Raw genomic sequence first — 19,134 nt, 5'->3', positions numbered from 1 at the left:
CTGGAGACCATGCGTGACCCAATCGACGACAAAACGCCAGACGGATGCCACCGCGGAGGACAAGTTCCTCTGGCTGGAGGACCGGACCAGCAAGGAATCGCTCGACTGGGTGCATCGCCAGAACCAGATCACCGTGGCCGAACTACAGGGCGATCCGTCCTACCAGGCGGCCTTCGAGACGGCGCTCGACCTGATGACGGCCGAGGACAACATTGCGGTCGGTGCCGCGCTCAACGGCCAAGTCTATAATTTCTGGCAGGACAAGACCAATGTGCTCGGCCTCTGGCGCCGCACGACGGTTGCTTCCTACAAGACCGAGAAGCCTGTGTGGGAGACGATCATCGACTTCGACGTGCTGTCGGCCAAGGAGGGGGTGAAGTGGGTGTTCAGCGGCGCCAGCCGCCTTTACCCCGATTTCAACCTTTGCCTGGTGGCGATGTCGCCGGATGGCGGCGATGCGAGCGAGATGCGCGAATTCGACATCGAGACCAAATCATTCATCGAGGGCGGCTTCCGCGCTCCCGCCTCGAAATCCGGCTTTTCCTGGCTGGACAGGGACACGGTCATTGTCTCGGCTGCCTTCGATGAAGACGACAAGACCCAGTCCGGTTATCCGCGCGTCGTCAAGCTGTGGAAGCGCGGCACCCGGTTGGAGGAGGCGACGCCGATCTTCGAGGCCGAGAAGCAGGATCTCGCGGCCGGCGCGGGGGTCGAGCATGATGGCGACAGGCAGTATTTGTTTCTGGCCCGCACGATCGCCTTCTTCTCCTCGCACAGTTTTCTGCGCCTGCCGTCGGGCGAAAACCGGCGCATCCCGCTGCCGGACGATGTCACCGACACCGCGCTGTTCAAGGGCCGGTTCGTGTTCGGGGTGCGCAGCCCATGGACGGCGCCGGGCGGCACTGAGTGCTTGCCGGACGCCCTCTATTCCTTCGATTTCGAACACTGGATCGACACCGGCGACCTGGGCCCTGTTGAAACCATGCTCGCGCCAGCGCACCGTGTTTCGGTCGCCGGCATTGCCCGCACTCAGGACCGGCTGTTCATCAATCTGATGGACAATGTGCGCGGCAAGGTCGTTATCGCCGAGCGCAGCGGCGACCGCTGGTCGCTGAAGCCGGTGGCGCTGCCCGAGAACGGCAATGTCGGCATCGCGCATGCCGAGCATTTCGGTTCCAGCGTCTCCTTCTCCTTCACCGATTTCCTGACGCCGAGTTCGATCATCTGGTCGGACGATGACGGGGTGACGCTGGCCACCGTGAAATCGCAGCCGGCGCGGTTCGACGCCGCGCCGCTGGTCTCCGAACAGTTCGAGGCGCGCTCGAAGGACGGCACCATGATCCCGTATTTCGTCGTCAGGCGGCGCGACCAGAAGGGTCCGGTACCGACGCTTCTCTATGGTTATGGCGGCTTCGAAATACCGCTGCTGCCCGGCTATGCCGGCGTGCGCGGCAGGCTGTGGCTGGAGAAGGGCAATGCCTATGTGCAGGCCTGCATCCGCGGTGGCGGTGAGTTTGGGCCGGCCTGGCACCAGGCGGCGCTGAAGGGCAATCGCCAGACTGCCTTCGACGATTTCGCCGCGGTGGCGCAGGACGTCGTCAGGCGCGGCATCGCCACGGCTGCTTCCCTCGGCATCCAGGGCGGCTCGAATGGCGGCCTGCTTACCGGCGTTTCCCTGACGCAGCATCCCGAACTGTTCGGCGCCGTCATCATCGAGGTGCCGCTGCTCGACATGCTGCGCTACACCGAACTGCCGCCAGGCGCCTCGTGGATCGGCGAATATGGCGATCCGGCAAAACCGGAAGAGGCCAAGTGGCTCGCCGCCTATTCGCCGTACCACCATGTCTCGGCCGATGCCGACTATCCCCCGGTGCTGCTCACGACATCGACCGCCGACGACCGCGTCCATCCCGGCCATGCCCGCAAGATGGCCGCGAAGCTGCAGGAAGCAGGTCACGACAAGACCTTGTTCTTCGAGGAGACGGAAGGCGGCCATGGCGGGCGTGGCGATCGCCGGCCGCAAGCGGCACAAACCGCCATGAAATACGTTTTCCTGCAAAGGGTATTGAGCGGCACCGCTTGAATTCCGGGCCTCGGGCGGCATAGACTGCCGCCATGGTCTACATGAGCACATCCGGCGCTTTCGGGGTCGCGGTGACACCGTCGCCGCGCACGCTGCGCGCCGAACTGCTCAGGCTGTGCGCCCGCATCGGCTATTCGCCGCCCGCCGTCCTCTGACGAAGTCGCCCCGGCAGCTTGCCGGTTTGATTCCAGAGGAAAGAGCAAACCCATGACTTACCAGAACTATTCGCTGAAGCAGCTTCAGCAGATTGACGCCGCGCATCATCTGCATCCCTTCACCGACCACAAGGAATTGCGCGAGACCGGCTCGCGCATCATCACCCACGCCAACGGCCCGTTCATCTACGATGCCGACGGCACCGAAATACTCGACGGCATGGCCGGGCTGTGGTGCGTCAATGTCGGCTATGGCCGCGACGAGCTGGCCGACGCCGCTTACGCGCAGATGAAGGAATTGCCCTACTATAATTCCTTCTTCAAATGCTCGACGCCGACGCCCGTGCTGCTGTCGAAGAAGCTGGCCGAGCTGGCGCCCAAGGGCATCGCCCAGGTGTTTTACGGCTCCTCCGGCTCGGAGGCCAACGACACGGCGCTGCGGCTCGTGCGCCACTATTGGGTGCTGGAAGGCAAGCCGGAGAAGAACCGCATCATCTCGCGCAAGTCGGCCTATCACGGCTCGACCGTCGCCGGGACGTCGCTGGGCGGCATGGATTTGATGCACAAGCAGCTCGGCGGGGCGGTTCCCAACATCGTCCATGTCATGATGCCCTATGCTTATGAGTTGGCGCTGCCTGGCGAAAGCGACCATGATTTCGGCCTGCGCGCGGCCAAGGCCGTCGAGGACGCCATCCTCGAAGCCGGTGCCGACAAGGTGGCGGCCTTCATCGGCGAGCCGGTGATGGGCGCGGGCGGGGTGAAAATACCGCCGATGAGCTATTGGCCGGAAGTGCAGCGCATCTGCCGCAAATACGATGTGCTTTTGATGCTGGACGAGGTCATCACCGGCTATGGCCGCACCGGCGAATGGTTTGCGGCGCAGACCTTCGGCGTCGAGGCCGACACCATCACCACGGCCAAGGCACTGACCTCGGGCTATCAGCCGCTGTCGGCGCTGCTGGTCGGCGACCGTATCGCGGCGACGCTGGTCGAAAAGGGCGGCGAATTCTACCACGGCTATACCTATTCGGGTCACCCGGTGGCCTGCGCGGTGGCGCTGAAGAATCTCGAGATCATGGAGCGCGAAGGCCTGGTCGACAGGGTCAGGAACGACACCGGACCTTACTTCGCCCAGGCGCTGCAAGAGCGCATTGCCGGCCACGAACTGGTCGGCGAGGTGCGATCGATCGGGCTGATGGGCGCGATCGAGATCGTCAAGGACAAGGCGACCAAGGAGCGCTTCCTGCCGGCGGGCAGTGCCGCCGTCACCGTCCGCGACCACGCCATCGCGCAAGGCCTGATGCTGCGCGCCACCGGCGACACGATGATCCTGTCGCCGCCGCTGATCTGGACCCGCGCGACGATCGACATGGCTTGCGATCGCATCGCCAAAGCGCTGGATCTGGCGCAAGCGGATTTGCGCAAGAAGTAGATGGAACGAGCGCCGGGCGCCTTGCAAACAGGGCGCCCGGACTGTGCGCCTGCTTATCGTCAGGGTCGACGGGGTCAGCGCACCGATCGTGCTGGTCAATGAAGGCCATGAGGCAATTCCGAACGCTGCAATCGGAATAATAATTCAGACCGAGCAGTATAGTACTGCAAAACGCAAAAACCGCGCTCCATAGGAACGCGGCTTTGCCAGATACGCATGGCATTTCGCCAACAATACACTTGCGAAACTTACGGGCTCCGGTACGCGAGACCTGATCCGGAGCGCCGGGCGGATGCGATATGTCCGCCTCGCCATCCGTTATATAGGCACATCGTTACCGCCGGGTTATCGAGAGCTTAAGCAAATCTAAATTTGCAATTTTTCCGCGCAATAAAAATCGAGAAAAGCGCTGCCAAATTCGAAACTTATAGAGAACTGCCGCGAAGGAAATTTATGATGCCGGAAAAATCCGATCCGCCATTTCCCTGGGCGTTGAACAGCGCATAAAGCTGGGCCGCTTCGGCCCCCATTGGCGTCACCGCGCCGGCGCTTTGGGCCGCCTCCTGCGCCAGTTTCAGGTCCTTCAGCATGAGTGCTGCGGCAAAGCCCGGTTTGTAGTCGCGGTTGGCGGGTGAGGCCGGCACGGGACCCGGCACCGGGCAATAGGTGGTCAGCGACCAGCACTGGCCCGACGAGGTCGAGGCAACGTCGAACAGGGCCTGATGCGAGAGGCCGAGCTTTTCGGCCAGCACGAAGGCCTCTGCGACGCCGATCATCGAAATGCCGAGCATCATGTTATTGCAGATTTTGGCTGCCTGACCGGCGCCGTCGTCGCCGCAATGGACGATGCGGCCTGCCATCGGCTTCAGGACCGGTTCGGCCTTGGCGAAGGCATCCTTGGCGCCGCCGGCCATGAAGGTCAGCGTTCCCGCAGCAGCACCGCCGGTGCCGCCGGAGACGGGGGCGTCGATCGAATGCAGCCCGTGCTTCCTTGCTACGGCATGCGCCTTGCGGGCCGACTCGACATCGATGGTCGAGGAATCAATGAACAGGGCGCCTGGTTTGGCCTTGGGTGCGATGTCCTCGTAGACCGAGAGCACGTGCTTGCCGGCGGGAAGCATGGTGATCACGACATCGGCGTCCTTCACCGCCGCCACGGCATTCGCCGTGACAATGACGCCATGCTCGCGGGCGACGGTGAGGTTTTCCGGCATCAGGTCAAAGCCGTGCACCGCGTGCCCCGCCTTGACGAGATTGGCAGCCATCGGATTGCCCATATTTCCGAGACCAATGAAGGCGATGGTGGTCATAGCGGTGCTCCATGATGAGTAGGCAGTAGGCAGTAGGCAGTAGGCAGTAGGCAGTAGGCAGTAGGCAGTAGGCAGTAGGCAGTAGGCAGTAGGCAGTAGGCAGTAGGCAGTAGGCAGTAGGGCGACCTATTCGGGTGCGAGTTTGATAATAAGTTGGCGAAGCATCTTTCCGATGGCCTCGGCCGCCAGAAGCAGGTGCTCAGCTTGCCCATGCGTGGCAACGCCAATGCGTTGAGCGATTTGGAGGTGTGTCTCGAACTCCTTCAGCGAGCCTTGGGCTATCCTGAGAAATTGCTGATAGGAGCCTCGGTTGTCTCGGCCATAGCCTTCCGCGATGTTTGCAGGGATAGAGGTTGCTGAACGGCGGATTTGGCTGGTCAGCCCATACAATTCCTCTTTGGGCCATGTCTTGGTCAATGAGTAGGTGCTGACAGCCAGATCCATCGCCTGCTGCCATACGATAAGATCCTTGTACGAGTTGATCTTGCCGGTCATCCTTTGCCTACTGCCTACTGCCTACTGCCTACTGCCTACTGCCTACTGCCGTCCAATCAACGCCCGCGCGATGATGACGCGCATGATCTCGTTGGTGCCTTCGAGGATCTGGTGGACGCGCAGGTCGCGCACCAGTTTTTCGATACCGTAATCATGAAGATAGCCATAACCGCCATGCAGCTGCAGCGCCTCGTTGGCGACGTTGAAGCCGATGTCGGTGACGAAGCGCTTGGCCATCGCCGACCATTTGCCGGCGTCCGGCGCCTTGCGGTCTAGCTTCGAGGCGGCAGCATAGAGGAAAATGCGTGCCGCCTGCAGTTCGGTTTCCATGTCGGCCAGCCGGAACTGCAGCGCCTGGAACTGGTTGATCTTCGAGCCGAAGGCTTTGCGTTCGCCCGTATAGGCCAAAGCCTTGTCGAGCGCCGATTGCGCGCCGCCGAGCGAGCATGCCGCAATGTTGAGGCGGCCGCCGTCAAGGCCGGCCATGGCGATGCCGAAACCTGCGCCTTCCCCCGACAGCAGGTTTGCAGCCGGCACCTTGCAGTCCTCGAAGATCACCTGGCGGGTCGACTGCATGTGCCAGCCCATCTTGTGCTCGTTGGCGCCGAAGGACAGGCCGGGCGCATCCTTCGGCACGACGAAGGTGGAAATGCCCTTCGGCCCGTCGGCGCCGGTGCGCGCCATGACGACATAGAGGTCGCTGTCGCCGGCCCCGGAGATGAACTGCTTGGCGCCGTTGAGCACATAGTCGTCGCCGCTCTTCACCGCGCGCGTCTTCAGCGCCGCGGCATCCGAGCCTGAGCCCGGCTCGGTCAGGCAGTAGCTCGCCAGCCATTCCATCGAGGTCAGCTTCGGCAGGAAGCGTTGGCGCTGCTCGTCGTCGCCGAAGCGGTCGATCATCGACGCCGCCATATTGTGGATCGAGATGAAGGAGGAAAACGCCGGATCGGCGTGCGACAGTGCCTCGAAGATCAGCACGGCGTCGAGCCGGCCGAGCGCCGAGCCGCCGACATCGTCCCTGACATAGATGCCGCCAAGGCCAAGCGGGCCGGTCTCGCGGATTACATCGGCGGGAAAGTGTCTTGCCCGGTCCCATTCGAGCGCATTGGGCGCAACGCGATCGGCGGCGAAGGCCTGTGCCATCTCCTGGATGGCGCGCTGCTCCTCATTGAGTTCGAACTGACTGGTGCTCGCATCGACCGCGGCGTCCATGGCGTGCTCCCTGTGTTCCCCAGCTGGGGTTGGCTTGCTGGCCTGTTGTTTTTGGCTTTGCGCGCCGCTCAATCTAGACCAATGATGCCGCCGCGCAACCCGGCTCGCCGCGCAGCCGCTGTGCATGAATGGATCAACGGAGCATTGCGTGCCGACATATTTCGACGAATTGCTCGACCGCTTCCATGCCTATCTCCGGGGCGTGGACAACGCGCTGGTGCGGGACGCCGTGACCCGGATCGGCTGGAATATGACGGCGCGCGTGCTCGAAGCGCATCCGCTGCCTTGCCTTGGTCTGCTCGACCGCATTGTCGAACTGGCGCCGCCGGACCCGCAGCCTCTGGTGCAACTGCTGGCGGAGCGTCGTGACGATCTGTGCTGGGGGCAGACCTACAACGCGAGCGATTTTGGTGAAGCGTTCTTGCAGAAATACGGCTGGCTGGAGGTGTTTGGCACGCGCGGCCATTTCGCCAATGAAGAGGTCGCGGCCGGATTGCTGATCCTGGGGCCCGGCATCACCTATCCCGACCATCATCACATTGCCGAGGAGATCTACATTCCGCTGACCGGCGGCACCGAGTGGCGCATGGGCGAAGGCGGCTTTCACACCCGCCAGGCGGGCGAAATTATCCATCACGCCTCCAATGTCAGCCATGCCATGCGCACCGGCAGCGAAGCGTTGCTGGCGCTCTACATCTGGCGCGGCGGGCCGCTGGCGCAGAAATCGACCGTTTCCGGCGCGCAGGGCAGGGGCTGAGCATGGCCAAGGCGATCATGCTGCAAGGCACGGGTTCGGATGTCGGCAAGACGGTGCTGGTGGCGGGGCTCTGCCGCGCGGCCAGGAATCGCGGGCTGAAAGTCAGGCCGTTCAAGCCGCAGAACATGTCGAACAATGCCGCCGTCGCCGACATTCCGGGCGACGACCGCCCCGGCGGCGGCGAGATTGGCCGTGGGCAATGGCTGCAAGCGCTGGCGTGTGGTGTTCAGCCGACTGTGCATATGAATCCGGTGCTGCTCAAACCCCAGAGCGACATCGGTTCGCAGGTGATCGTGCAGGGCAAGGTGTTCGGCGAGGCGCGAGCGCGCGACTACCAGACAATGAAAGCGGGGCTGATGGACGCCGTGCTGGAGTCCTGGACGAAGGTCGGTGAGGGCGCCGATCTGGTCGTCGTCGAGGGCGCCGGATCGCCGGCCGAAATCAACCTGCGCAGCCGCGACATCGCCAATATGGGCTTTGCCACGCGCGCCGACGTGCCGGTCATCCTGGTCGGCGACATCGACCGCGGTGGCGTCATCGCTTCGGTCGCCGGCACGCATCTGATCCTGCCGGAGGAAGACAGGCGCATGATCGTCGGCTACCTCATCAACAAGTTCCGCGGCGATGTCTCGCTGTTCGACGACGGCATCCGGTCGATCGAAAGCTTCACCGGCTGGCGCTGCTTTGGCGTCGTGCCGTGGCTGAAGGCGGCTGCGCGATTGCCTTCGGAGGATTCGGTCGTGCTCGAACGCCTGGCATCGGGCGAGAAGCGGGCGTTGAAGGTCGCCGTGCCGATGCTTGGCCGCATCGCCAATTTCGACGACCTCGACCCGCTCAAGGCCGAGCCGCAGGTCGAAGTGGTGTTCGTGCCGCCGGGGCAGCGCTTGCCGGAGGATGCCGGCCTGGTGGTCATTCCCGGTTCCAAATCGACGATCGGGGATCTCATGAAGTTCCGCGAGAATGGCTGGGATCGCGATCTCCTCGCGCACCGCAAACGCGGCGGCCATATCGTCGGTATCTGCGGCGGTTTCCAGATGCTCGGCCGCCTGGTGCGCGATCCCGATCGCATCGAGGGCAGTGTCACCGAGGCCGAGGGACTCGGCCTGCTCGACATCGAGACGGTGATGGAACCGGAAAAGACGGTGCGCAATGTCAGCGCCCGCTCAGTGCCGTTCGGCCTGGCGCTCGAGGGCTACGAAATTCATCTCGGCCGCACCACCGGGCCGGACATGGCGCGGCCGTCGGCTGTGATCAACGGCATCGACGACGGTGCGATTTCCGCCGACGGCAAGGTTTTTGGCACCTATCTGCACGGCCTGTTTTCCGCCGACGCTTTCCGGGCGAGATTCCTGGAAAGCCTCGGCGTGAAAGGCGGCGGCGTCGACTATCGGGCGGACGTGGAAAACGCTCTGGACGAGATCGCAGCCGAACTGGAGCGCCATCTCGATTGCGATGCGATTTTTGGGTTAGCGAGGTAGGGCCGTCCACCGTTTCGTCATCCTCGGGGCTGCGCGTCCGCTTTGCTTCGTGGCCATCCTTCCGCGGAAGACCCTAACAGACCATGCATCCAAAGCAAAAGCGCCCGGCTTTTGACCGGGCGCTTCGAATTGCAGAGGTCGCGGGTGCCTAGGCGCCGCGCATCAGGCAGGCGGCGGCAAGCACGATGTATGCGATGAGGACAATCCACACCGCAGCCAGAGGAATGAACGCAAGAACGCCAAGCGCGGCGAGCACGCCGATGATGGCGATGACTAGGGATATGATGAAAACAAGCTGAGTGGGTGCACTAAGATTCATGTGTGGTCCCTCCAACATGATTCGTACAACGGCATCCTATCAGGCGTGCGGCTCATACACCAACTAGCTGGCGCAATGGGTTCGCCGGATCGGCCAGCAGCTTCACCGCCAGCGCGAGGCAGATGATCACCAGCAGCGGCTTGATCAGCCTTGCGCCGATGCGGATGGCAAGGCTGGCGCCGAGCCGGGCGCCGAGGAACTGGGCGATGCCCATCATCAGCCCGATCTTCCAGTAGACGACGCCGGCGATAGCAAAGACGATGAAGCCGCCAATGTTGGAGGCGAAATTGAGCAGCTTGGTGTGTGCCGTGGCCTTGAGCACGCCGAAGCCGGCGAGGCTGACGAAGGCCAGCATGTAGAAGGAGCCGGCTCCCGGCCCGAACAGCCCGTCATAAAAGCCGACCAAAGGGGCGATGATCAGCCCGAACAGGAAGGGCGACAGGCGCTCGGCGCGGTCGACATCGTTCATGTTGGGTTTCACGGCGAAGTAGATCGCGATGGCGATTAAAAGCAGCGGCAGCAGCGCCCGCAGGAGATCACCCGGCACGAATGCCGCCAGCAAGGCGCCGAGGGCACTGCCGGCAAGGGCCAGAAGCGCCGATGGCAGCTGTCGGCGCAGATCGACATGGCCATTCATGGCGTAGTGGATGGTCGCCGAAGCGGTGCCGAAAATGCCCTGCAGCTTGTTGGTTCCAAGTGCTGCGACCGGCGGGAAGCCGGCAAGCAGCAGGGCCGGGATGGTGATCAGCCCGCCGCCGCCGGCTATCGAATCGACAAAGCCGGCTGCAAAGGCGGCGAAGACAAGCATGATGACGGTCTGGGTAGCGAGGTCGAGCATCGGGATTTTCTGAACATTCCGGCGGGAAAGGTGGTGCCGCGCCTTCTCATGGCCATCCGGTTTGCGCAAGGCCGATTCCGCGCTACGTCCATCCAAGCGCGTTGCGCTTGGATTTCCTGTGGTGCATGTCATTATCTCAGTACCGCTGCGCAGTTTTGGGTCATGTGCGCTGGGCGGGCTCGGGAAAGGGACACTGTTGGCGATGGCATTGCTCGACCAGATACGCTCGATCTTCGATGGTGACCCCGGCGTGCGCAAGGTTGCCGACGACCCTGTGCTGTCGGCGGAACTCTTGATGCTGTTTCGCATGATCCTGGCCGACGGCTCGGTTTCGGAGAGCGAGATGGTCGCCTTCCGGCGCATCTGCAAGGACGCCTTCGGCATCCCGGAAACCAGCATCGACGCGGTCATCGAATATCTCAATGATTTCGGCTACGAGACCAACGGTTCGCAAGCCATTGCGCTGTTCCGCGATCTCGATGTCGAACGGCGCAAGTTGCTGGCGCTCCACATGGCGGAGATCGCCAAAGCCGATTCCAAACTGGCCGAGAGCGAAGTGCGGCTGTTGCGCCGCACGCTTGATTTGCTCGACATCAGCCCGGTCGATGTGGTGAAGCCGGAGGAGTGAGGCAGACCAGGGGCAACGGCCGCCCAGCCGGGTCCCCGCTGCTTCGCAGCGTCCCAGCGTTTGTGACCTTTCATCGTGCCACTGGCACGATGAATTCGCTGCGCGAACCGGTCACTTACCCCTGTTCCTGCATACGGTGAGCGATCGCCCGATGCAGTTCGGGCGCAGCCGCCACCAGCGCCCTGGCCGCCTCCGACTGCGGATGATCGAGCACGTCACCGGTCTTGCCGCGCTCGACGATCCTGCCGTCATGCATGACCAGCACCTCATCGGTGATGGCGCGGGCGACGGTCAAATCGTGGGTGATGAAGAGATAGCCGATGCCGAGCTTCTGGTTGAGCTCTGCGAACAGATCGAGGATCTGGGCGCGGATCGACACGTCGAGCGCCGAGACCGGCTCGTCGGCGACGACCAGCTTCGGCCTTGTGATGATGGCGCGGGCGATCGACAGGCGCTGGCGCTGGCCGCCGGAAAACTCATGCGGATATTTGTCCATGTCGCTGACGCCGAGGCCGACCTCGTGCAGCGCATGCGCCACCATCTCGCGCCGCTCGGCCGGTGTCGGCTTCTTTTCCAGTACATGCAGCGGCTCGGCGACCAGTTTCTCGACCTTCTGGCGCGGGTCGAAAGAGCCGTAGGGATCCTGGAACACCACCTGCATGTCGCGCCGCGCGGCTTTGAGCTCCGCCTCGCTTTTGCCGGTGATGGTCTCGCCGCGAAAGCGGATCGTTCCCGATGTCGATTTGTCGAGCGCCAGGATCATGCGGGCAAGCGTTGACTTGCCGCAGCCGGAGCGGCCGACCAGCGCCACCGATTGGCCCGGCGCCAGCGACAAGGACACGTCGTCGACGGCGCGGATTGGAGCCGCTGACTTGAACAGGGAGGTGCGCCGGCCCGGATAGTCCCGTGTCACGCCTTCGACCTCAAGCAGCGGTTTGCCCTGGCCGGTGGCGTGAACCTTGGCGCGCGCGGGCACGTGCATGGAGGCCAGCGCCAGCTGGCGCGTGTAGGGATGCAGCTGTTCCGATAGCGTGCGTGCGGTGTCGCCGGCTTCCATCACCTCGCCATGACGCAGGATGGTGATGCGGTCGGCCATTTCGGTGACGACGGCGAGATCGTGCGAGATCAGAAGCAGGCCCATGCGGTTTTCGCTGACAAGGCCGCGCAAGAGGTCGAGGATCTGCGCCTGCAGCACCACGTCGAGCGCCGTGGTCGGCTCGTCGGCGATGAGCAGCTTGGGTTTCAATGCGCAGGCAATGGCGATGACGACGCGCTGGCGCTGGCCGCCCGACAGTTCGTGCGGATAGCGCGACAGCGGGAATTTGGCCTCGGGCAGGCCGACGCGGTCGAGCATTTTGCGCGCCCGGTCTTCGGCTTCCGCGCGGCTTGCCCTGGTGTGCCAGCGTATGCCTTCAGCGACCTGCTCGCCGATCGTCTTGACCGGGTTAAGCGCCGTCATAGGTTCCTGGAACACCATGCCGATGTCGTCGCCGCGCAGCGCGCACATCTGGTCCTCGGTTGCGGCCAGAATATCGATGCCGTCGAAGGTCACGCGGCCGGTGGCGCGCGCAGCATGCGGCAGAAGCTGCATGATGGTCAGCGCCGTCATCGATTTGCCCGAGCCGGATTCGCCGACCAGCCCCATCACCTCGCCGGGCGCGACGGAGAGGTCGACCCCTTTCAGGATCGGCGTGTCGCCGATGGCCAGCGACAGGTTCTCCATCTGCAGCAGGCTCATCGCTGCCGCCGCGATTTCGGGTCGAGTATGTCGGCGATGCCGTCGCCGAGCAGATTGAGCCCAAGCACCGTGACGACGATGGCCATGCCGGGGAAGATGGCCATCCAAGGCGCCACCACCATGCGCGTCTGAGCGTCGAACAGCATGCGGCCCCAGCTCGGCATTGGCGGCTGGGCGCCGAGGCCGACATAGGAGAGGCCGGCTTCGGCCAAAATGCCAAGCGCGAACTGGATGGTGCCTTGCACCAGAAGCAGCGTGGCGATGTTGGGCAGCACGTGCTCGGTTGTAATCTGCGCTTTGCTCTTGCCGGCGGCGCGGGCGGCGAGGATGAATTCGCGCGGCCAGATCGCCAGCGCGCCGGCGCGGGCGACGCGCGCAAACACCGGGATGTTGAAGATGCCGATGGCGATGATGGCGTTGATTGCGCCCGGTCCGAAGATGGCGGTGATCATGATCGCCGACAGCAGCGCCGGGAAGGCGAAGACGAGGTCGGTCAGCCGCATCAGCGCCTCGTCGACCAACCCGCCGCGCGCCGCGGCGAAGGCGCCGAGCGGCACGCCGACGCCCATGCCGATGCCGACCGCGACCAGCGCCACGGCAATCGAGTTGCGGGCGCCGACCATGATCATCGACAGGATGTCGCGGCCGAAATGATCGGTGCCGAACCAGTGCGCCGCAGAGGGCGCCAGCGTCTTGTCCGAGATCACCAGTTTGGTCACGTCGTAGGGCGTCCAGACGTAGGAGATGACCGCTATTGCAGCCACCAGCACCGTGATGGCGAAGCCGATGAGGAAGGAGCGGTTGCGGAAGGCCTTGGCCAGAATGCTGCCCAACGTCTCCTGCGGGATGTCGATGTGCAGCGTCATTGCCGGCCTCGAAGGCGCGGATCGACGATGGCGTAGGAGACGTCGACGACGAGGTTGACCGCAATGACGGCGACGACCAGCAGCATGACGATGCTTTCCACCACGATCAGGTCGCGCTGAGTGATCGCCTGGAACACCAGCCGTCCGAGGCCGGGGAGATAAAAGACGTTCTCGATGATGATGGTGCCGGCGAGCAGGAAGGCGAATTGCAGGCCCAGAATGGTCAGAACCGGGATCATCGCGTTGCGCAGCGCGTGCCGCCATAGCACGGCGCGGTAAGGCAGGCCCTTGGCGCGGGCGGTGCGGATATAGTCCTCGTTCAGCACCTCGAGCAGCGCGGAGCGGGCAACGCGAGCCAGGATCGCGGCCTGCGGCAGAGCGAGTGCTACGGCCGGCAGCAGCAGCGATTTCAGCGCCGGCCAGGCGCCGGCGCTCCAGCCGGGAAAGCCGCCGGCCGGCACCAGCCGCAGCCAGACGGCAAAGAGGTAGATCAGCATCAGCGCGAACCAGAAGTTCGGGATGGCGACGCCGAGCTGGGCGGCGCCCATGGCGATCGTATCGCCGGCCCGCCCGCGCCGGCTGGCGGAATAGAGCCCGACCGGGATGGCAATGATGGTCGACAGCGCCAGCGCGATCAGCGCCAGCGGCAGGGAAACCGCCATGCGCTCGCGGACAAGGTCGATGACCGGCACCGAATAAGTGTAGGAGCGGCCGAAATCGAGGCTGAGCAGGCCACCGACCCAGTGGAGGTAACGCAGGAGAAGCGGTGCGTTGAGGCCCATCTGGTTGCGCAGGAGTTCGACCTGCTCGGCGCTGGCGTTGAGGCCAAGCATCAGCCGCGCCGGATCGCCGGGCAGGATTTCTAGCACGGCGAAGACGACCATCGAGGCCAGGATCAAGGTTGCGATGGCGATGGCGAGGCGTTTGAGGAGGTAGGCGGTCATGGTGGAGGGGCGCCCGGTGCGGCTGCGCCTTGAAAGTCGAGTTCCCCCCCACCCCCTCTGTCCTGCCGGACCCGGCCCTTCGCTGTCGCTTCGGGCGTTCGTTGTTCGGAAAGCCAAGCAGTTGGCTTTCCGTCCGCTGCGCGGACCACTCCTCACCCCCCGCAAGGGGGGAGATCAGCAGTTTCCGTGTCGTCGACCAGCGTTCAACGTTCGCGATAGGCGAAAGCGGAGATGAGAGCCCAATCTCCCCCCTTGCGGGGGAGATGCCCGGCAGGGCAGAGGGGGGTGTGAAGGAATGCACACTGTTGCCTGTCGGGCGCCGCCTCAATCCGTCCACTTCACCTTGGTCAGATCATTCGCCTGGATCGGCGCATTCTCCCACAGGCCCTGCAGCTTGGCGTCCCAGACGCCGACCTTCGGCAGTTCATAGAGGAAGCCGACCACGGCGTCGTCGGCCAGGATCTTCTGTGCTTCGCCGAGCAGCGTGTTGCGCTTGGCGTCGTCGGAGGTGAGGTTCAGCTCGGCGATGATCTTGTCGAAGGCGGGGTTGTCGTAGTTGAAGTAGTAGTCCTTGCGCGAGTAGATATCGATGTCGTTGGGCTCGGTGTGGGAGACGATGGTCAGGTCGTAATCCTTCTTGGTGAACACCTGGTCCAGCCACTGCGCCCATTCGACCGGAATGATTTCCAGGTCGATGCCGACATCGCGCAGCTGCGAAGCGATGATCTCGCCGCCAAGCCGCGCATAGGAAGGCGGCGGCAGTTTCAGCATCGCCTTGAAGCCGTTCTCCAGGCCGGCCTGCTTCAGCAGTTCCTTGGCCTTGTCGACATTGTGCGGATAGAGGCCGGTGAGGTCGACATAGGCCTTGCTGGCCGGCGACATGTGCGAGCCGATCGGCACGCCGAGGCCGGCCGAGGCGCCGTCGATGATCGCCTTGCGGTCGAGCGCGAAGGCAATTGCCTGCCGCACCTCGAGCTTGTCGAAAGGCGGCTTCTTGTTGTTGATCGCCAGAATGGTCTCGCCCTCGGTCGAGCCGATCACCACCTTGAAGCGCGGATCGTCCTTGACCTGCGCGACGCTGTCGGGATCGAAGAAAGGGAAAGCCTGGATGTCGCCGGAGAGCAGCGCCGGCACGGCGGCGGCGGCGTCGGGAACGATGCGGAACTCGGCCTTGTCGAGGAACACCGGGGCGCCCCAGTAAGTGTCCGATTTCACCAGCGTGATCGACGAGCCCTTGGCCCAGCTCTGGAATTTGAACGGGCCGGTGCCGATGGGCTTTTCCTTGTTGGTGTCGGCGCTCTCGGGCGCCACAATCACCGCGTCGCCCCAGCCCAGATTGTAGAGGAACGACCCCTGCGGGTTCTTCAGCGTCACCTTGACCGTCGTCGGATCGACGACTTCGACCGTATCGATGGAGGCGAACAGGGCTTTTTGCGCGTTGACCGAATTGTCGGCGCGGGCGCGGTCGAGCGAGAACTTCACGTCGCCGGCGTCGAAATCGCTGCCGTCATGGAATTTGACGCCGGTGTGCAGCTTGAAGGTGTAGACCTTGCCATCGTCGGAAATGGCCCAGCTCTCGGCAAGGTCGGGCAGCACTTCGCCATTCGGACCGATGCGGGTCAGGCCCTCGAAGACGTTGGCGTAGAGCACTTCGTCGATCGCCGCGGCAGCACCGGCGGTCGGATCGAGATGTGGCGGCTCGAGCGTAATGCCGATCACCAGATCGGTGCGTGCGGCAAATGCCTGACTGCCGGCCAGTGCCAGCACCGCGGCGGCAAGAATGGTTTTCCACAATTTCATCGTGCAACTCCCAAATGCTCGAACCCTGGTGCGATAGAAGCGTGATTTCGAGGTGGAGTAAATTGCGTTTCGTGCTCCGCAGCGGCGCGGGGAGGAATGTTTTTTCAGCGAAGTCGATGGTTCAGTCCGCGGCCGTGCCCCTAAGCAGCACATTCAGCCCGATCGCCATCACCTTGGCCGACTCCACCATATCAGAGATACCGACCCATTCGTCGGGCCGGTGGGCGAGGTCCAAAATGCCCGGGCCATAGGCGATGCAATCATAGATGTGGCCGATGCGGGCGATGTGCTTCTGGTCGTAAGTGCCTGGTGAAATGACATAATCCGGCTCACGGTCGAAGATCGCCATGATGCCTTGCGCCACCGCCTTGACCACCGGCGCGTCGCGCTCGGTCATCAGCGGCAGCACCTCCATCAGGTCGCGAATCTCGTAGTCGAACTTTTTGCGCTTGCGCTTCAGCCGGTCGAGGATATCGGTCACCTCGCTCTTGACCGTGGCAAGGTCCTCCTCGAGCAGGAAGCGGCGGTCGATGGTCAGCCGGCAGGCGTCGGGCACGTTGGGTGAGGGCAGGCCGGGGCGGAAATCCTCGGTCTGGCCGCCATGGATCGAGTTGATGTTCATGGTCGAGCGCTTTGCGCCTTGGGGCACGACAGGCATGCGCGTCACCTTGCGGTCGAGCGCCGGAAACAGTTCATCCTCGAAGGCCTGCAGCACGGCGCCCATGTGGCGCACCGCATTGTCGCCGAGGAACGGCATCGAGCCATGCGCGATCTCGCCCTTGGTCTCGATCTCCGCCCACCAGACGCCGCGATGGCCAAGACAGATGCGGTCCTTGTTCAGCGGCTCCGGGATGATGACGTGGTCGACCTTGGGTTTCGAGAAATAGCCAAGCTTCGCCAGATGGGCGACGCCGCCGAAGCCGCCGGACTCCTCATCGACCGTGCCCGAAATTTCGATGGCGCCGGGAAAGTCGGGGAATACCTCCATGAAGGCTTCCGCCGCGATGATCGAGGCGGCCATGCCCCCTTTCATGTCGCAGGCGCCGCGGCCGTAGACCTTGCCGTCCTTCACCACCCCGGCAAAGGGATCGACGCTCCAGCCTTCGCCGGCTTCGACCACATCGATGTGCGAGTTGAAATGGACACAGGCTCCAGGCGAGCGGCCGTCGAAGCGGGCGACGACATTGACGCGGGGATAGCGGTCGGTGTCGCCGGGCGTGCCTTCGGCGCGGATGAATTCGGTTTCGAAGCCAAGCCTGCCTAGGCGCGCACCGATATATTCGGCGCAGGGGCGATAGGCTTCGCCAGGCGGGTTGATGGTCGGGAAGCGGATCAGGTCGGCGGTCAGTGCGACCAGGTCATCAACACGGGCGTCTATCGCTTTGAAGAGTCGTTTGTTCATTCCCGGATTTGAGCAGGCAAGGGGGTGGTTTTGCAAGCATCGCGCCACTGGCGCCGAAACTTCGTGTCGCAGCGGCAACTATGGCGGAAAATCGTTCAAATTCGCTGCTTTAGATTGGCGAATTTATCAAGGAGTGTGTGTTAGATCACTCACCTGTCGTTAAAAAGATGAAAAACCGCGTGATGACAGGGCAGGCAAGGGGCATCAAAGGGGTTTGATCTCATGACTAAAATCGTTCTCATGGCAGCTGCTTTTGCGGCGATGCTGTTCGGCACGTCCATCGAAAGCAGGGCTGCCTCGCTGGTGGCCAGCATCGACGTCTCGTCGCAGACCATGACCGTCAGCCAATACGGCCAGGTGCTTTATCGCTGGAGCGTGTCGACCGCCCGCAGCGGCTATTTCACGCCGCGCGGCACCTATCGGCCGCAACGCACGGCGCGGATGTGGTATTCGAAGAAATACCACATGTCGCCAATGCCTTACTCGGTGTTCTTCCATGGCGGCTACGCCATCCACGGCACCGGCGCGGTCAGGCAGCTAGGGCGTCCGGCATCGCATGGCTGCGTGCGGCTGCACACCGCCAATGCCGCGATGTTCTATGCGATGGTGCGCGAAGTCGGCTTCGGCAATACGCGGATCGTTGTGACGAACTGAGGCTTTCGACGACTTAAGATTGACGCTGCCCCTGGCCGGTGGCGTTGGCCTGTCCGCGCCGGCGGCGACGCCGGCCTGAGATTTCCCACCTTTTGTGGAACCACATCCACTGTCCCGGATCTTCGCGCACCCAGCGCTCGACCACGTCGGCGAGCAGTTGGGTGGTGGCCGCGACATCGACGCTGCCGCTTTCATTGCGCGGCAAGGTCAGCTTGTCCTCGATCTCGAGGCGGAAGCGGTTGCCTGGCAGCCGCACACATCGCGCCGGATAGACGTCGCAATCATAGTGACGGGCGAGCATGCCCAGAACCGGATTGCTCTGGCATGGGCGATTAAAGAAGATCGTCTCCAGTCCGCTGGAGAATTTCTGGTCGACCAAAACGCCGATATTGCCGCCTTTCTCCAGAATCGACGCCAACGCGAAGGAGGCGCCGGTCGAAGACGGCAGCAAGGCGCCCATGCTCGAACGCCGCGTCGAATGGATATAATCGGCGAGGTAAGGATTGTTCGGCGGACGAAACAGCGCCGTGATCTTCATGCCGAACGTCGCGGCAGCCACCGGCAGCAATTCAAAATTGCCGAGATGGCCGGTGAACAGGATATGCGGTTTGTCCTCGCCAGCTATCTGATGGAAATGGTCGGCGCCACCGACTTCGACGCGGCCGGGCGTCGCTGCGTTCGGATCATAGTCGAAGAGCGCATCGAGAAAGATGTATTCGGCGGCGAGCCGGGCCATGTTGCCCCACATGTCGGAGGCGATGGCCTCGATCTCGGCATCGCTCTTTTCGGGATAGGCAAGGCGCAGATTGTTGACGGCGACGCGGTGGCGCCCGACACGGGGGCCGATGCGGCGGGCCGCGCGGTCGGCGAAATTGAGCGCCTTGTCGGCGGGCAAGAGGCGCAGCAGCGAGATGATCGTCATCGCCGCGCGCGCCACCAGCCAGTGCTCCATCTGGCGCAGTCTTCGGCCATAGCGGAACATGAAGTCCCGGCGGGCTTTCTTGAACACCTTGCCGGCCATTG

At 63.4% G+C, this 19,134-nt stretch carries 18 protein-coding genes; 7 read left to right on the top strand and 11 right to left on the bottom strand.

The annotated features are described in order from the left end of the window. Positions 1 to 13 precede the first annotated feature (13 nt). From NLY44_RS10855 to NLY44_RS10845, 3 genes are read left to right on the top strand one after another with little or no spacing between them, the layout of a single operon-like run. Positions 14 to 2,083, top strand: coding sequence for a prolyl oligopeptidase family serine peptidase (locus tag NLY44_RS10855; RefSeq protein ID WP_023805457.1), 2,070 nt, complete (start codon positions 14 to 16; stop codon positions 2,081 to 2,083). A 32-nt stretch (positions 2,084 to 2,115) separates the two neighbouring features. Continuing rightward, positions 2,116 to 2,238, top strand: coding sequence for a hypothetical protein (locus NLY44_RS10850; RefSeq protein ID WP_023670422.1), 123 nt, complete (start codon positions 2,116 to 2,118; stop codon positions 2,236 to 2,238). Between the two features lie 52 nt (positions 2,239 to 2,290). After that, a complete protein-coding gene (locus tag NLY44_RS10845; RefSeq protein ID WP_023805456.1) occupies positions 2,291 to 3,670 on the top strand; it encodes an aspartate aminotransferase family protein in 1,380 nt (459 codons plus the stop codon). Positions 3,671 to 4,095: 425 nt separating this feature from the next. Here the strand turns inward: NLY44_RS10845 and mmsB are convergent, their stop codons facing one another. The 3 genes from mmsB to NLY44_RS10830 form a co-directional block, all read right to left on the bottom strand. Then, positions 4,096 to 4,980 carry a 3-hydroxyisobutyrate dehydrogenase gene (gene mmsB, locus NLY44_RS10840; RefSeq protein WP_023805455.1) on the bottom strand — a complete coding sequence of 295 codons (885 nt, stop codon included), beginning with the start codon at positions 4,978 to 4,980 and terminating at the stop codon, positions 4,096 to 4,098. Positions 4,981 to 5,106: 126 nt separating this feature from the next. After that, positions 5,107 to 5,475 carry a four helix bundle protein gene (locus NLY44_RS10835; RefSeq protein WP_023691031.1) on the bottom strand — a complete coding sequence of 123 codons (369 nt, stop codon included), beginning with the start codon at positions 5,473 to 5,475 and terminating at the stop codon, positions 5,107 to 5,109. Between the two features lie 42 nt (positions 5,476 to 5,517). Then, a complete protein-coding gene (locus tag NLY44_RS10830) occupies positions 5,518 to 6,687 on the bottom strand; it encodes an isobutyryl-CoA dehydrogenase (RefSeq protein WP_023744727.1) in 1,170 nt (389 codons plus the stop codon). Between the two features lie 148 nt (positions 6,688 to 6,835). Here NLY44_RS10830 and NLY44_RS10825 point away from each other — a divergent pair, with 148 nt between their 5' ends. Then, the gene (locus tag NLY44_RS10825) at positions 6,836 to 7,444 is read left to right on the top strand and encodes a dimethylsulfonioproprionate lyase family protein (RefSeq protein ID WP_023670427.1); all 609 of its coding nucleotides are present in this window, start codon (positions 6,836 to 6,838) and stop codon (positions 7,442 to 7,444) included. Positions 7,445 to 7,446: 2 nt separating this feature from the next. Further along, entirely contained in the window at positions 7,447 to 8,922 is a 1,476-nt protein-coding gene (locus NLY44_RS10820) for a cobyric acid synthase (protein WP_286457148.1), read from the top strand. A 148-nt stretch (positions 8,923 to 9,070) separates the two neighbouring features. Here the strand turns inward: NLY44_RS10820 and NLY44_RS10815 are convergent, their stop codons facing one another. Then, positions 9,071 to 9,241 (bottom strand): hypothetical protein, encoded by a 171-nt coding sequence (locus NLY44_RS10815; protein WP_023670429.1) that lies wholly within the window; start codon positions 9,239 to 9,241, stop codon positions 9,071 to 9,073. Between the two features lie 52 nt (positions 9,242 to 9,293). After that, positions 9,294 to 10,079, bottom strand: a complete 786-nt coding sequence (locus tag NLY44_RS10810) for a TSUP family transporter (protein WP_023805453.1) — start codon at positions 10,077 to 10,079, stop codon at positions 9,294 to 9,296. A gap of 196 nt (positions 10,080 to 10,275) precedes the next feature. On the opposite strand from NLY44_RS10810, the gene NLY44_RS10805 reads away from it, so the two are divergent. Then, positions 10,276 to 10,707: a TerB family tellurite resistance protein gene (locus tag NLY44_RS10805; protein WP_023688142.1), complete on the top strand. Its 432-nt coding sequence runs from the start codon at positions 10,276 to 10,278 to the stop codon at positions 10,705 to 10,707. A 115-nt stretch (positions 10,708 to 10,822) separates the two neighbouring features. On the opposite strand, the gene NLY44_RS10800 is transcribed toward NLY44_RS10805, so the two are convergent. The 5 genes from NLY44_RS10800 to NLY44_RS10780 all read right to left on the bottom strand — a co-directional run bounded on the left by NLY44_RS10800 (position 10,823) and on the right by NLY44_RS10780 (position 17,457). Then, positions 10,823 to 12,445: an ABC transporter ATP-binding protein gene (locus tag NLY44_RS10800; protein WP_023805452.1), complete on the bottom strand. Its 1,623-nt coding sequence runs from the start codon at positions 12,443 to 12,445 to the stop codon at positions 10,823 to 10,825. Further along, the gene (locus NLY44_RS10795) at positions 12,442 to 13,311 is read right to left on the bottom strand and encodes an ABC transporter permease (RefSeq protein WP_023706066.1); all 870 of its coding nucleotides are present in this window, start codon (positions 13,309 to 13,311) and stop codon (positions 12,442 to 12,444) included. Before NLY44_RS10795 ends, NLY44_RS10800 begins: the two co-directional genes overlap by 4 nt. Continuing rightward, positions 13,308 to 14,255, bottom strand: coding sequence for an ABC transporter permease (locus NLY44_RS10790; protein ID WP_023805451.1), 948 nt, complete (start codon positions 14,253 to 14,255; stop codon positions 13,308 to 13,310). The genes NLY44_RS10795 and NLY44_RS10790 overlap by 4 nt, the downstream gene beginning before the upstream one ends. A gap of 324 nt (positions 14,256 to 14,579) precedes the next feature. Continuing rightward, on the bottom strand, positions 14,580 to 16,055 hold the full coding sequence (locus NLY44_RS10785) for an ABC transporter substrate-binding protein (RefSeq protein WP_023751596.1): 1,476 nt from the start codon (positions 16,053 to 16,055) through the stop codon (positions 14,580 to 14,582). A 121-nt stretch (positions 16,056 to 16,176) separates the two neighbouring features. Next, positions 16,177 to 17,457, bottom strand: coding sequence for an acetylornithine deacetylase/succinyl-diaminopimelate desuccinylase family protein (locus NLY44_RS10780; RefSeq protein ID WP_023805450.1), 1,281 nt, complete (start codon positions 17,455 to 17,457; stop codon positions 16,177 to 16,179). Between the two features lie 222 nt (positions 17,458 to 17,679). Between NLY44_RS10780 and NLY44_RS10775 the strand changes: the two genes are divergently transcribed. Next, positions 17,680 to 18,111 carry a L,D-transpeptidase gene (locus tag NLY44_RS10775; protein ID WP_023681747.1) on the top strand — a complete coding sequence of 144 codons (432 nt, stop codon included), beginning with the start codon at positions 17,680 to 17,682 and terminating at the stop codon, positions 18,109 to 18,111. 13 nt (positions 18,112 to 18,124) lie between these two features. Here NLY44_RS10775 and NLY44_RS10770 read toward each other — a convergent pair whose 3' ends face one another. Beyond that, entirely contained in the window at positions 18,125 to 19,132 is a 1,008-nt protein-coding gene (locus NLY44_RS10770; protein WP_031201841.1) for a lipid A biosynthesis lauroyl acyltransferase, read from the bottom strand. Positions 19,133 to 19,134: the final 2 nt, after the last annotated feature.

Origin of the sequence: Mesorhizobium sp. C089B (assembly GCF_030323125.1) — a bacterium.
Taxonomy (GTDB): Bacteria; Pseudomonadota; Alphaproteobacteria; order Rhizobiales; family Rhizobiaceae; genus Mesorhizobium.
Note: the sequence above shows the minus strand (reverse complement) of the source record. Positions and strands in the feature narration are given on the sequence as shown.

Bases quoted from the DNA above. Each gene is read 5' to 3' on its own strand.
- NLY44_RS10780 (WP_023805450.1), bottom strand. From the start codon at position 17,457: ATGAACAAACGACTCTTCAAAGCGATAGACGCCCGTGTTGATGACCTG.
- NLY44_RS10835 (WP_023691031.1), bottom strand. From the start codon at position 5,475: ATGACCGGCAAGATCAACTCGTACAAGGATCTTATCGTATGGCAGCAG.
- NLY44_RS10790 (WP_023805451.1), bottom strand. From the start codon at position 14,255: ATGACCGCCTACCTCCTCAAACGCCTCGCCATCGCCATCGCAACCTTG.
- mmsB (WP_023805455.1), bottom strand. From the start codon at position 4,980: ATGACCACCATCGCCTTCATTGGTCTCGGAAATATGGGCAATCCGATG.
- NLY44_RS10810 (WP_023805453.1), bottom strand. From the start codon at position 10,079: ATGCTCGACCTCGCTACCCAGACCGTCATCATGCTTGTCTTCGCCGCC.
- NLY44_RS10775 (WP_023681747.1), top strand. From the start codon at position 17,680: ATGACTAAAATCGTTCTCATGGCAGCTGCTTTTGCGGCGATGCTGTTC.
- NLY44_RS10820 (WP_286457148.1), top strand. From the start codon at position 7,447: ATGGCCAAGGCGATCATGCTGCAAGGCACGGGTTCGGATGTCGGCAAG.
- NLY44_RS10815 (WP_023670429.1), bottom strand. From the start codon at position 9,241: ATGAATCTTAGTGCACCCACTCAGCTTGTTTTCATCATATCCCTAGTC.
- NLY44_RS10850 (WP_023670422.1), top strand. From the start codon at position 2,116: ATGGTCTACATGAGCACATCCGGCGCTTTCGGGGTCGCGGTGACACCG.
- NLY44_RS10785 (WP_023751596.1), bottom strand. From the start codon at position 16,055: ATGAAATTGTGGAAAACCATTCTTGCCGCCGCGGTGCTGGCACTGGCC.
- NLY44_RS10800 (WP_023805452.1), bottom strand. From the start codon at position 12,445: ATGAGCCTGCTGCAGATGGAGAACCTGTCGCTGGCCATCGGCGACACG.
- NLY44_RS10770 (WP_031201841.1), bottom strand. From the start codon at position 19,132: ATGGCCGGCAAGGTGTTCAAGAAAGCCCGCCGGGACTTCATGTTCCGC.
- NLY44_RS10830 (WP_023744727.1), bottom strand. From the start codon at position 6,687: ATGGACGCCGCGGTCGATGCGAGCACCAGTCAGTTCGAACTCAATGAG.
- NLY44_RS10845 (WP_023805456.1), top strand. From the start codon at position 2,291: ATGACTTACCAGAACTATTCGCTGAAGCAGCTTCAGCAGATTGACGCC.
- NLY44_RS10795 (WP_023706066.1), bottom strand. From the start codon at position 13,311: ATGACGCTGCACATCGACATCCCGCAGGAGACGTTGGGCAGCATTCTG.